This window comes from Bradyrhizobium sp. (genome assembly GCF_019244115.1).
In the GTDB taxonomy this organism is placed as follows: Bacteria; Pseudomonadota; Alphaproteobacteria; order Rhizobiales; family Xanthobacteraceae; genus Bradyrhizobium.
Genome location: NZ_JAFATE010000402.1, coordinates 1 through 11,847 on the forward strand (window position 1 = coordinate 1; position 11,847 = coordinate 11,847).

Annotated in this window: 12 protein-coding genes; 8 read left to right on the plus strand and 4 right to left on the minus strand. The window is 65.1% G+C overall.

The genetic code is table 11. From position 1 onward, the window contains the following. The 5 genes from hflK to JOZ76_RS17790 form a co-directional block, all read left to right on the plus strand. Window positions 1-553 (plus strand): FtsH protease activity modulator HflK (gene hflK / locus JOZ76_RS17770; RefSeq protein ID WP_291700239.1); only part of this gene is annotated, 553 nt, incomplete at its 5' end. Next, window positions 550-1,488, plus strand: a complete 939-nt coding sequence (gene hflC, locus JOZ76_RS17775; RefSeq protein WP_291700241.1) for a protease modulator HflC — start codon at window positions 550-552, stop codon at window positions 1,486-1,488. The genes hflK and hflC, both read left to right, overlap by 4 nt. Before the next feature lie 102 nt (window positions 1,489-1,590). After that, window positions 1,591-1,791 carry a DUF2065 domain-containing protein gene (locus tag JOZ76_RS17780; protein ID WP_291700243.1) on the plus strand — a complete coding sequence of 67 codons (201 nt, stop codon included), beginning with the start codon at window positions 1,591-1,593 and terminating at the stop codon, window positions 1,789-1,791. Window positions 1,792-2,100: 309 nt separating this feature from the next. Then, on the plus strand, window positions 2,101-3,621 hold the full coding sequence (locus JOZ76_RS17785) for a Do family serine endopeptidase (RefSeq protein ID WP_291700245.1): 1,521 nt from the start codon (window positions 2,101-2,103) through the stop codon (window positions 3,619-3,621). Between the two features lie 306 nt (window positions 3,622-3,927). After that, window positions 3,928-4,551, plus strand: coding sequence for an HMA2 domain-containing protein (locus JOZ76_RS17790; protein WP_291700247.1), 624 nt, complete (start codon window positions 3,928-3,930; stop codon window positions 4,549-4,551). Window positions 4,552-4,586: 35 nt separating this feature from the next. Here the strand turns inward: JOZ76_RS17790 and JOZ76_RS17795 are convergent, their stop codons facing one another. Both JOZ76_RS17795 and JOZ76_RS17800 read right to left on the minus strand, forming a co-directional pair. Continuing rightward, entirely contained in the window at window positions 4,587-7,640 is a 3,054-nt protein-coding gene (locus tag JOZ76_RS17795) for a cation-translocating P-type ATPase (protein WP_291700248.1), read from the minus strand. Window positions 7,641-7,917: 277 nt separating this feature from the next. Continuing rightward, complete coding sequence (locus JOZ76_RS17800) at window positions 7,918-8,202, minus strand: DUF5132 domain-containing protein (protein ID WP_291700250.1); 285 nt, start codon at window positions 8,200-8,202, stop codon at window positions 7,918-7,920. 164 nt (window positions 8,203-8,366) lie between these two features. Between JOZ76_RS17800 and JOZ76_RS17805 the strand changes: the two genes are divergently transcribed. Then, window positions 8,367-8,891 (plus strand): hypothetical protein, encoded by a 525-nt coding sequence (locus JOZ76_RS17805; protein ID WP_291700252.1) that lies wholly within the window; start codon window positions 8,367-8,369, stop codon window positions 8,889-8,891. Here the strand turns inward: JOZ76_RS17805 and serB are convergent. Next, on the minus strand, window positions 8,861-9,766 hold the full coding sequence (gene serB, locus JOZ76_RS17810; RefSeq protein ID WP_291700253.1) for a phosphoserine phosphatase SerB: 906 nt from the start codon (window positions 9,764-9,766) through the stop codon (window positions 8,861-8,863). The two genes, JOZ76_RS17805 and serB, sit on opposite strands and share 31 nt — an antisense overlap. A gap of 15 nt (window positions 9,767-9,781) precedes the next feature. Here serB and miaA point away from each other — a divergent pair, with 15 nt between their 5' ends. Next, entirely contained in the window at window positions 9,782-10,714 is a 933-nt protein-coding gene (gene miaA, locus JOZ76_RS17815; protein WP_291700255.1) for a tRNA (adenosine(37)-N6)-dimethylallyltransferase MiaA, read from the plus strand. 94 nt (window positions 10,715-10,808) lie between these two features. Here miaA and JOZ76_RS17820 read toward each other — a convergent pair whose 3' ends face one another. Then, complete coding sequence (locus JOZ76_RS17820; RefSeq protein WP_291700257.1) at window positions 10,809-11,066, minus strand: hypothetical protein; 258 nt, start codon at window positions 11,064-11,066, stop codon at window positions 10,809-10,811. A gap of 31 nt (window positions 11,067-11,097) precedes the next feature. On the opposite strand from JOZ76_RS17820, the gene JOZ76_RS17825 reads away from it, so the two are divergent. After that, window positions 11,098-11,847, plus strand: a 750-nt coding sequence (locus JOZ76_RS17825; protein WP_291700260.1) for a thiamine pyrophosphate-binding protein, incomplete at its 3' end; no start/stop codon positions are given.

Below are 11,847 nucleotides of genomic sequence, written 5' to 3' on the forward strand. Positions count from 1 at the left end.
CCAGCCGATCCTGACCGGCGCCCGCACCGCGACCGAACAGGCGGTGCAGGAACTGATGCAGCGGACGCTCGACAATTACGGCTCGGGCATCCAGGTGACCCAGGTGCAGATGCAGAAGGTCAGCCCGCCGGCGCAGGTGATCGAGGCTTTCAACGACGTGCAGAATGCCAAGATCGATTTCGAGCGGCTGCAGAACGAGGCGCAGACCTACGCCAACAAGATCGTGCCGGACGCACGCGGGCAGGCGGCGAAGATCGTCCAGACCGCCGAAGGCTACAAGCAGCAGGCGGTGGTCGAAGCCAGAGGCCAGAGCGCGCGCTTCCTCAAGGTTTACGAGGAGTACAAGAAGGCGCCCGACGTGACGCGCGAGCGGATCTATCTCGAGACCATGGAACGCGTGCTCGGCGGCTCGGACAAGCTGGTCTATGATGGCGGCGCGAATGCTCAAGGCGTGGTGCCCTATCTGCCGCTCGGCGAACTCTCGCCGAAGCGCCAGGCCACGACCGGGTCGGTCACGGGCCAGCCGCAGCAGCAGAGCGGAGGCACAAGATGAGGTCTCCGGTTACAGGCATTGTCACGCTGCTGGTTCTGTTCATCGTGGCGATCATAGCCTACAGCGCCGTCTTCACCGTACAGCAGACCGAGCAGGCCCTGGTGGTCCGGTTCGGCAAGCCCGTGGACGTCGTCACTGAGCCCGGCCTGCATTTCAAGGCGCCTTTCATCGACGCGGTGATCCCGGTCGACAAGCGGATCCTCGATCTGGAAAATCCGTCGCAGGAGGTGATCGCCTCCGACCAGAAGCGGCTGGTGGTCGATGCCTTCGCGCGCTACCGCATCAAGGACGCGCTGCAGTTCTATACCAGCGTCGGCTCGATCCAGGCCGCCAACCTGCAATTGACCACGCTCTTGAACGCGGCGCTGCGGCGCGTGCTTGGAGAGGTGACGCTGATCCAGGTCGTCCGTGACGAGCGCGAGCCGCTGATGGGGCGGATCCGCGACCAGCTCGACAAGGAAGCCGGCCAGTACGGCATCCAGGTGGTGGATGTCCGTATCCGCCATGCCGACCTGCCCGAGCAGAACAGCCAGGCGGTCTATCAGCGCATGCAGACCGAGCGCGCCCGCGAGGCTGCAGAGTTCCGCGCCCAAGGTGGCCAGAAGGGCCAGGAGATCCGCTCCAATGCGGACCGCGAGGCGACTGTGATCATTGCGGAAGCCAACTCGAAAGCCGAGCAGATCCGCGGCGAGGGCGATGCCGAGCGCAACCGTCTGTTCGCCGAAGCTTACGGCAAGGACCCCGATTTCTTCGCATTCTACCGCTCGATGACGGCGTACGAGACTAGCCTGAAGGGGGGCGACACCCGCTTCCTGCTGCGGCCGGACTCGGATTTCTTCCGTTTCTTCGGTCGCCCTTCGGGCAAGGTGCTCGAGGGCGGGCAGGGGGCTGGCGCCACTGCGGCAGCGCCGGCGGCCGCCGCGCCAAAGCCGTGAGTTAGAAACTGCCGCGTTTGTGGCGAGTTGACAGCGGCAAAGCGGCGCGGTTGCTTGGCTTGGCCAAGAATCAACTGATATCAAACGGGAGGTTGTCATCCGATGAGGTCCATTGCGTTTGCCGACTTCCTCATCGGTGTAGGCATCCTGTTCGTTCTTGAAGGCATCATGTTCGCGGCGAGCCCGACCTGGATGCGCAGGGCCATGAAGAGTGCGCTGGCGACACCGGACAACATCCTGCGCGCGGTCGGTATCGGATCGGCGGTTGCCGGCCTGATCCTGATCTGGGCGGTGCGCCGCTAGGGATCATTGCGAGCCGTTGCATGCGTGCCCGCAATCACACGGGGGCAAACGCGATCGTGAGGGCCACACGTCAGGTTTTTGCCGTATTGGGCGGCATTGTGACGTTGAACGTTTGAATGCTTGCGCCGCGTCGATTGTGGGCGCAGTGTGACGCCTGAAACGGATGTATTCCGCCAAGATGGGACCTGATTCTTGCCTGACAAGCGCGCTGCGGCGGCGGGAAAGATCATGCTCCAACAGCAGCTTAGGTTAAGGCGCGATGGCCGTTCCCGGCTACGATCGCGAAGCACCGTCCGGAGAAAGACTGACATGATTGCGACAGCAGCCCCGAGCCCTTGCGCGCGCCCCGCCCGGCGTACCGTCCTGTGCTCTTTCCTGGCCGTGCTCCTGCTCGGTGCCACAGCCGCAGTTTCGCCGCGAGCGGCGCTGGCGCGCGGTCCCGATGGCATCGCCGACGTCGCCGAGAAGGTCATCGATGCGGTCGTCAACATCTCCACCTCGCAGACCATCGAGGCGAAGGGTGGCGGCGAGGGCCGCGGCGCCGTCCCGCAGCTGCCGCCGGGCTCGCCGTTCGAGGAGTTTTTCGAGGACTTCTTCAAGAACCGGCGCGGGCCGGGCGGCAAGGGCGGCGGCGAATTGCAGCCGCGCAAGACCAATTCGCTGGGCAGCGGTTTCATCGTCGATCCCTCCGGCATCGTCGTGACCAACAACCACGTCATTGCCGATGCCGACGAGATCAATGTGATCATGAACGACGGCACCAAGATCAAGGCCGAGATCGTCGGCGTCGACAAGAAGACCGATCTCGCGGTCCTGAAATTCAAGCCGCCGAAGGATCTCGTTGCGGTGAAGTTCGGCGATTCCGACAAGCTGCGGCTCGGCGACTGGGTGATCGCGATCGGCAACCCGTTCTCGCTCGGCGGCACCGTGACGGCGGGCATCGTCTCGGCGAAAAACCGCGACATCTCCTCGGGTCCCTATGACAGCTACATCCAGACCGACGCGGCCATCAATCGCGGCAATTCCGGCGGCCCGCTGTTCAACCTCGAGGGCGAGGTCATCGGCGTCAACACGCTGATCATCTCGCCGTCCGGGGGCTCGATCGGCCTCGGCTTTGCCGTGCCGTCGAAGACGGTCGCGGGCGTGGTCGACCAGCTTCGCCAGTTCGGCGAGCTCCGCCGCGGCTGGCTCGGCGTGCGCATCCAGCCTGTCACCGACGAGATCGCCGACAGCCTCTCGATCAAGCCGGCGCGCGGCGCGCTGATCGCCGGCGTCGACGACAAGGGCCCGGCAAAACCCGCCGGCATCGAGCCCGGCGACGTGGTCGTCAAGTTCGACGGCAAGGATATCAAGGAGCCAAAAGATCTCTCGCGCATCGTCGCCGACACCGCGGTCGGCAAGGAGGTCGAGGTCATCGTCATCCGCAAGGGCGAGGAGCAGACGCTGAAGGTCACGCTCGGCCGCCTCGAAGACACCGAGAAGGCGCAGCCGGCGGCCATCAAGAAGGACGAGCCGGCGGAGAAGCCGGTGACGCAGAAGGCGCTCGGGCTCGATCTCGCCTCGCTGTCGAAGGATCTGCGCTCCAAGTACAAGATCAAGGACAGCGTCAAGGGCGTGATCGTCACCGGCGTCGATGCCACCTCGGACGCCGCCGACAAGCACCTGTCGGCCGGCGACGTCATCGTCGAGGTCGCGCAGGAGGCGGTAGCGAACGCTGCCGACATCAAGAAGCGCATCGACACGCTGAAGAAGGATGGCAAGAAGACGGTGCTGCTGCTCGTCTCCAACGGCGACGGCGAACTGCGCTTCGTCGCGCTGAGTTTGCAGTAGTTTGGTGTTGCAGTAGTTTGGTGTGTCGTGCCTCGCGAATGCAGGCACGCGCGGAAACTATAGGGTGGGCAAAGCGAAGCGTGCCCACCACCCAGCCTCATGCTTGCGGAGCGATGGTGGGCACGGCGCAAGTGCGCCTTTGCCCACCCTACGCGCTGCAGTAGTTGGTCCGAGATGGTCATCGCCCGGCGAAAGCGCGTCTTCGCTGAAGACCGGGCGATCCAGTACGCCGCGGCTCATCGGCTCAAATCAGGAACAACATGCGACGGCTCGCGTTCCATGATCGGGCCGCAGGATGCCAAAACCATGGTTCCCATCGCCTATGTCGAGCATGAGATTCCCGGCCGCCTGCGCTTGCGCGTGCCGGACAGGCGCGGCGATAGCGGATATTTCGAATCGATCAAGCAGGGCTTGTCCAAGCATCCCGGCGTCAAGCAGTTGAACGTCGCTCCGGCGACCGCAAGCATCCTGCTTCACTACGATGGAGCGGCCGAGCCGATTACCGCTGCTGCGCACCAGCACGGGCTGTTCGAGATCGTGCATCGGACGTTGCGGTCGGCAAGCCCATCCCCGCCGGCGGCGAACGAAAGCACCGTCTTGCCAAGCGCACTCAAGACAGTTGCAAACGGGCTCGCCGGGCTCGCCCTGCTGCAGGCAGGCCGCGGCCAGCCGTTCGGCAATGCGGTCGAGAACTTCTGGAACGCTTATGGCGCAATGCGCATCCTGCAGCGGCCTGGACTTACGGCACTGTTTGCTGCGGTCGGCGCCTACCAGGTTCTTCAAGGACGCTATCTCGGATCGGCCACCTCGCTGTTTTTCTATTCGCTGGTCACGCGTCACCTGGCGACCAATCACAGCAAGGCGAGCTCGCCCCGCATCGCGGCCCCGAACAGGGAAGAGCGCGGTCAGGACAAAAGCTCGGAAGGCTGAACGCCGAAAGCCGATTGTCAATTTCGGCTCGTGCTTCAAGCCCGGCTTTTCCGAATTTTCAAGACATCGGCAGCGATGGGCCGCGAGCTGGCGCCGACGGATGGACCAGGCGCGGCGCCCGTTCTCTCCACAGACTGCTCGGCAGCCGGTTCGGGTAGCTCTTCGCCAGATGCTGCATCTGGCGCTCGGCTGCTCATGCGCATGTCCGACGTCGGCTCTTTGCCCTTCAATAGCCTTCTGCCGTTGGCGAGATACGGCAATACGCCGCCGGCGATCATGGCCGCGACGTCGGACGCACCGATCGGTGCGACACCGAGAATCCTGCGCAGGCCGGGCACGAGCATTGCCAAAACCTGCAACAGCAGCGAACCGCCGACAATGCCGAGCAGCGCCCGATTGGAGGACGGCGGCCCGACGCGCCCCGGCGAGCCGTCATTGGCATAAGTGAGCGCGTGCAGGAGCTGCCCGGTCACGAGGCTGCCGAACGTCATCGTGCTCCCCTGGCTGGAGCCGGCACCATAGCGCGCAGCGCCGAGCAGCGCCGCTCCGCTGGCTCCAGCCGTGATCAACCCTGCTTCCCTTGCGAGGCGGTTGAAATCTGCGCGGTCCAGGATCGACTCGTCGGCGGCATTGGGTGCGTTGTCCATGATGTCGGGATCGGGCTCGCCCATCGCGAGCCCGATCCCCGGGAGCACGTCCGAGACCAGGTTGATCCACAGCAGCTGGACTGGTGTCAGGACCTCGCCGACGCCCGCAGCCGTTGCGGCAAGGACCAGCAGGATCTCGCTCGTGTTGGTGCTGAGGATGTAATGCAGCGCCTTGCGAATGTTGACATAGGTGGCCCGACCACACGCGATCGCGACTGGAAGCCCTCCGAGGTCATCATTCGCGAGGAATATGTCGGCCACCTCGCGGGCGGCCGATTCTTCATTTCGGCCGATCGCAATTCCGACGTTTGCCGCGCGCAGAGCCGGGCTATCATTGATGCCGTCGCCGATCATCGCAACGACGGCTCCGCTGTGCTGAAGGGCGGTCACGATTCGGAGCTTCTGGCTGGGCGTCACGCGCGCGAACGCGTGCGCACGCCTTGCTGTGCACACCAGTTCGACCGAGCCGAGTTGGTCCAGTTCGGCGCCGTCGACCACCTCCAGAGCGGCAGTGCCGCTCAAGCCCACTTCATGGCCGATCGTCTGCGCCGTGCATCGCTGATCACCTGTCAGCATCACGATGTGAATACCGGCGCGATGAAGCTTCGCCATGACGCCCCGCAGACCCGGTCGGACCGGATCGGAAAGCCCGGCGAGACCAAGCCAGACAAGATTCGCAACCTCCATCTCCGGCGCGTCCTGCTCGCGCCTTTCGACCGGCTCATCGCTTTCGAGATAAGCCGCTGCGAGCACGCGCAGGCCCCGCTCCGCGAGCCGATGGTTGAGGGCCTCGATTTGGCTGCGGCGGTCCGGCGTCAGCAACTCGCGTGCGCCCGCAGAACCCAGCTCCCATTTGCAACGCGCGAGCACCTCCGCGGGGCTGCCCTTCATCGCAATCAGGGACCCTGACGGTGCGTCGTGGTGGCTGACCATGAAGCGATAGGACTCGGTGCGGTGCTGAACGGCGCGGCGTGGATGGTCGAGGCGCAGCTTCGCAACATCCATTCCATTGGCGAGCGCAGCCTCGACAAGCGCCGTTTCCGTGCTTGATCCGCTGATTTCGGACCGCTGATCGCTTGGCAAGACCTTCGCATCGCTGCACAGGCTGACGATGGAGAGCAGCCGTGCCAGCGGAGACTCTCCGTCTTCACGTGCAGGCCCATCGGCCTCGACCAGGATGCCGTCCCGGCTGCGCCAGCTTCGGTTTCCGATCGCCACCTGGTCGAGCGACATGGTCCCATGCGTGAGCGTGCCAGTCTTGTCGAAGCAAATCACGTTCACGGAGGCGAGCGTTTCGATCGCCTCCAATCGACGCACCAGAATACCCTGTTGGCGCATCTTTTCCACGCCGAGTGCGAGCGTCGTGGTGGCGACCATCGGGAGGCCTTCGGGCACGGCCGCCACGGCAACGGCAAGCGAGGAGCGCACAAGCTGCAGCAACGCCAATCCACGGAGTAACCCGGTCGCGAAAATCACGCCTGTCGCACCGAGCGTGACCCAGACCAATTGCTGTCCGAGCTCGCGCATCTGCCGCATCGATGGAGTCTCGGGAGGAATGGCGGCGCCGACCAGGCGCTGCACACGTCCCATTTCCGTGTGCCGACCCGTGGCGACGACGAGCGCCGTTCCGCTACCGCCCGTCACGACGGTGCCGCGGTACACCATGTTGCTGCGATCCGCGAGCGGGACATTTCGATCCGCCAGCGGCCGTGCCGACTTCTCGACTGGCTGGCTCTCGCCTGTGAGTGCGGCCTCGCTGGTCATGAGCATATCGGCGCGCAGCAGCCGGCCGTCGGCGGGAACCACGCTGCCCCGTCGCAGCACCATCAGGTCGCCCGCAACCATTTTCGGCGTGGGCACCTCGATTTCGTTGCCGCTGCGGATCACGCGCGCGGTTTTCGTGCCGGCGCCGCCGAGCTGACTGATCGTCTGTTCCGTGCGTCTCTCGACCCCGAAGCCGATCGCAGCGTTCATCCCGACCACCGCGAGGATGGCGCCGGCCTCGAGCAGGCCGCCGGTCGCAAGAGAGAGCATGGCGGCGCCGGCGAGCAGGGCGACAGGGAGCCCCTGGAACTGCTCGACGAAGATCGACCAGTCAGAACGGCGCTGCAGGGAGGGAATCGTGTTCGCCCCGTCGCTCAGGAGCCGCTGCCGACATTCCTTGTTCGACAGCCCGCGCAGCCGCGATGTGCCGAGCGCCTCCGCGACGTCGTCCGCGTCCATCGCGTGCCACGGACGCAGAGACGCATCATCATCGCTCTCAACCTTGATCTCGCCCCGCAGCAGCGCGCCGATGCGTTGCGCGAGCTCGGGGACCGAGGTCTCCGCCTCATGAAAGACCAGGACATTGCCGGTGAGCGGGCTCGCCGAGGCCCGCGTGACACCCGGCGCCGCCAAGAGGCCATGCTCGATGGTGCGGGCGAGCGCCGGGACGTTCCTCAAGCCTGCAACGCTGAACCGCACGCGCCCGGCAACAGCATTGTGAAGCGGGGTGACATCATTCGGGGTCGCCGAGTGCGGGTCCGAGTGCGGTTCAGGAGCGGCCGGCATGGCCTTCCCCTGATCGCAGGAGGATTAGGGATTTTTCTGCCATTCGATTGGGTGGCTCTGGCTGCGGGCCGACGCCCGCCGACACCACGCACTCCCTCCGGCGCCTTTAGGTGCCGGACGTGACCCCGGAGGAGTTGAGTGCAATCGATCGCCGCGCGCGAACGAATGATTAGTGCGTCGTCCGTTCCGGGGTCTCCGCAGCGGCGTCGCGCGCGGCTTGTCCCGCCTCGGAGAGTTCGTGCCGCGCCTCGGCCAGGATGTCGCCCGTTTGCTCGTTGAGCTCCGCCAGTGCGACACGCCCCTGGTCATAGGCGATCAGCCCGGCCTTGAGCAGCGACTTCGCAACAGGGCGCAGCACGGGCGTGATGGCCGGAGCGATGACAGCCGCGCCGATGCCAATCGCGAGGCCCGTAACGATGTTGCCACCTTTGAACATGTCTTCGAAGATGCTCATTGCCCTGCTCCTCTCTGCTTGCGTTTGGTGAGGACAATGAAGCAAATTCAACAGCATCCGCAAGGTTCCTGGAGATTGCAACAAAAGCTTCACATTTTCTGTATGGACCCGTTCGCGGCATCAAGGGTTTTGATTGAGGGGCCAACCAGCGCCGGAGTGGTTCGATGAAAGTTCAAGATCTGCTCGAGATCGGCGAAACAGGTCCGCTCCCGTTCGTAGGTATGGGTCTGGTCACGCTGGCCGTGCCCTATGTCATGCCCTCACTCAGGCCTCAGATGGCCTCGCTGCTGAAGGCCTCGGCAAGGTTGTTTCTCGAGGCCGAGCTCGGCGCGGACAATGCGTTGACCGACCGTCTCGTGGATGCGAGCGTCGACGCGCTGATGAGCATCGCTCCGCAGACAACGAAAGATGAGCGCGAGCACCGGACCGATCGCGAGCTCGATCGCTTCTTCGTCAGGGCTCGTGCGGGCGCGCATCGGCGCGGCTTCGACCACGCGGACGCGGCACGACGGTATCACAAGCATCTCTCCAGATTCGAACGTGCGCTGAAGTCTGCGCAGGAGCGCGCCGGATCCGGGCACCAGCAGACGTTCGATCGCGCGCTTCACCGGATCGCCCATGAGCGGCTCACGCATGCGAGCGCCGAACGAAGAGCTGACTACCCCTCCACGAACTCCTCCCGCGTATAGCCCTGCGCATAAAGCAACGCGGTGAGGTCGCCGTGATCGATGCGCGCGGCCGCGGCCGCCGCGACCGCGGGTTTGGCGTGATAGGCGACGCCGAGGCCGGCGTGCTGGATCATGGAGAGGTCATTGGCGCCGTCGCCGGCGACCAGCGTATCGATGTCGTCGAGGTCGAAGGATTCCAGGAGCTCGATCAGCGTTGCGAGCTTCTTCTCGCGGCCCAGGATCGGCTCGCGCACCTCGCCGGTGAATTTACCATCGCGCACCACGAGCTCATTGGCGCGGTTCTCCTGAAAGCCGATCTTCGCCGCAACCGCATTCGTAAACAGCGTGAAGCCACCCGAGATCAGGCAGCTATAGGCGCCGTGCGCGCGCATGGTCATGACCAGCTCACGGCCGCCCGGCGTCAGCGTGATACGGCTCGCAAGCACCTCCTCGACCACGCTGACCGGCAGGTCCTTGAGCAGCGCGACGCGCTCGCGCAGCGCGGGCTCGAAGGCGATCTCGCCGCGCATCGCGCGCTCCGTGATGGCGGCCACATGCGCCTTGAGGCCAACGAAATCGGCCAGCTCGTCGATGCATTCCTGGCCGATCATGGTGGAATCCATGTCGGCGAGAAAAAGCTTCTTGCGCCGTGTCGCGATTGGCTGCACCACGATGTCGATCGGCAGATCGCCGCGCACCTCGCGCAGGCGGGCTTCCATCTGGTGGAGGTTCTTCAGAGCATCGCCTTCGGCCGTGAAGGGAATGTCGACCGCCACCTCGTTGAACAGCCAGCGCGGGGTGCCGGGCGAGGCCAGGGTGGCGAGCGCGCCATCGACGATGGTGGACTCCAGGGCGGGATTATTGGGGTTGCAGATCAGGGTGGCGACGAGCGACATCGAGGTATTTTAGCCTTGAATGCGGTGCGATCGAACAAGGCGGTGCTTATCGCAGGGCCGACGGCCAGCGGCAAGTCGGCTTTGGCGCTGCGCCTCGCTGAGGCGACCGGCGGCGTCATCATCAATACCGATTCGATGCAGGTCTACCGCGACCTCTGCGTGCTCACGGCGCGCCCGACGGTGGAGGAGGAGGCGCGCGCGCCGCACCGGCTCTATGGCACGGTCGATGCGGCGATCAATTTTTCCGCGGGCGCATGGGTCACCGAGGCCGCAAAAGCGCTGGAGGAGGCGCGTGCGCCAGGGCGGCAGCCGATCTTCGTCGGCGGCTCCGGTCTCTATTTCAAGGCCCTCACGCGCGGGCTCTCGGCCGTGCCGGCGATTCCGCCTGGCGTGCGCGATGGCGTGCGCGCGCGGCTGGAACGTGAAGGCGTCGAGGCGCTGCATGCGGAGCTCGCCGCGCGCGATCCGGCCTCCTCGGAACGGCTGAAAACGCGCGACCGCGCCCGCATCGCGCGCGCGCTGGAAGTGATCGAGGCGACAGGACGTCCGCTGCACGACTGGCATCGCGAGGGCCTGCCGCCGCTGCTGCCGGCCGGAGAGTTCACCGCGCTGTTCCTCGCGCCCGGGCGCGAGGCGCTGTACGCGCGGATCGATGCGCGTTTCGCTGAGATGCTGAAGAATGGCGCGCTGGAGGAGGTCGCAGCACTTGCCGCGCGACGGCTCGATCCGCTGCTGCCGGCGATGAAGGCCCATGGCGTGCCGGCGCTGATCCGGCATTTGGAGGGCGAACTCTCTCTGGAGGAGGCCGCGGAGATCGGCCGCGCCGACACCCGCCACTATGCCAAACGGCAGTTCACCTGGTTCCGGCATCAGCTGCCGGAGTTTGAGTGGGTCAGGCCCGAAGAGACGGATGTGTGGCTACACGCAGTCATTCCGGGGCGCGCGTAGCGCGAACCCGGAATCTCGAGATTCAGGGTTCGCCTCTTCGAGGCGCCCCGGAATGACGGGGGCAAAAACCCCTCGCCGAACGGGAAAAACCCGGTTACAGTTGCACAATCGCGAAATCGGTCGTCCGTGCCTTGACATTGGCACTTCGGCGGCTATGTTCGCGCAACCTTCGGGAAGTTCGACGCGTCGCATGCGCAACATTATTACCAAGCTCCTTATCGTCGTCGTAGCCGGGCGCACCGCCGGGGATGGCTGATGTCATCCTGAACGACAGGCGGTGCGCAACGGGGTCCTTTTGGGGCCCTTTTTTATTTCCTGAAACGGCAAGCCGCTCTCCGAGCCAGATCAGCAAGCCAGCCAAGCCCAACTGTGAGACAACCGTGATGAGCAAGACCAGCCACAACCCGAACCAGATGACCGGCGCCGCAATGATCGTGCGCGCGCTCGTCGATCACGGCGTGCAGCACATCTTTGGCTATCCCGGCGGCGCGGTGCTTCCGATCTACGACGAGATTTTCCAGCAGAGCGATGTCGAGCACATTCTGGTGCGGCACGAGCAGGGGGCGGGCCACGCGGCCGAGGGCTATGCGCGCTCAACCGGCAAACCCGGGGTCGTGCTGGTGACCTCGGGCCCTGGCGCCACCAACATGGTGACGCCGCTGACCGACGCGCTGATGGATTCGATCCCGCTGGTCTGCATCACCGGCCAGGTGCCGACGCATCTGATCGGCAACGATGCGTTCCAGGAATGCGACACCGTCGGTATCACGCGGCCCTGCACAAAACACAACTGGCTGGTGCGCGACGTCAACGATCTGGCGAAAGTGCTGCACGAGGCGTTCTACGTCGCAACGACCGGCCGCCCCGGGCCGGTCGTGGTCGACGTGCCGAAGGACGTGCAGTTTGCCACCGGCACCTATCATCCGCCGCGCAGGTCCGACGTGCATGTCTCCTACGCGCCGCAGGTCAAGGGTGATGCGCAGCAGATCCGGAAAGCCGTGGCGATGCTGGCCGGTGCCAAGCGCCCGGTGATCTATTCCGGCGGCGGCGTCATCAACGCGGGCCGCGAGGCCTCAAGACTGCTGCGCGGGCTGGTCGAGACGTCAGGCTTTCCGATCACCTCGACCCTGATG

Coding starts and splice junctions, on each gene's coding strand:
- hflC (WP_291700241.1), top strand. CDS start 550: ATGAGGTCTCCGGTTACAGGCATTGTCACGCTGCTGGTTCTGTTCATC.
- JOZ76_RS17780 (WP_291700243.1), top strand. CDS start 1,591: ATGAGGTCCATTGCGTTTGCCGACTTCCTCATCGGTGTAGGCATCCTG.
- JOZ76_RS17785 (WP_291700245.1), top strand. CDS start 2,101: ATGATTGCGACAGCAGCCCCGAGCCCTTGCGCGCGCCCCGCCCGGCGT.
- JOZ76_RS17790 (WP_291700247.1), top strand. CDS start 3,928: ATGGTTCCCATCGCCTATGTCGAGCATGAGATTCCCGGCCGCCTGCGC.
- JOZ76_RS17800 (WP_291700250.1), bottom strand. CDS start 8,202: ATGAGCATCTTCGAAGACATGTTCAAAGGTGGCAACATCGTTACGGGC.
- JOZ76_RS17805 (WP_291700252.1), top strand. CDS start 8,367: ATGAAAGTTCAAGATCTGCTCGAGATCGGCGAAACAGGTCCGCTCCCG.
- serB (WP_291700253.1), bottom strand. CDS start 9,766: ATGTCGCTCGTCGCCACCCTGATCTGCAACCCCAATAATCCCGCCCTG.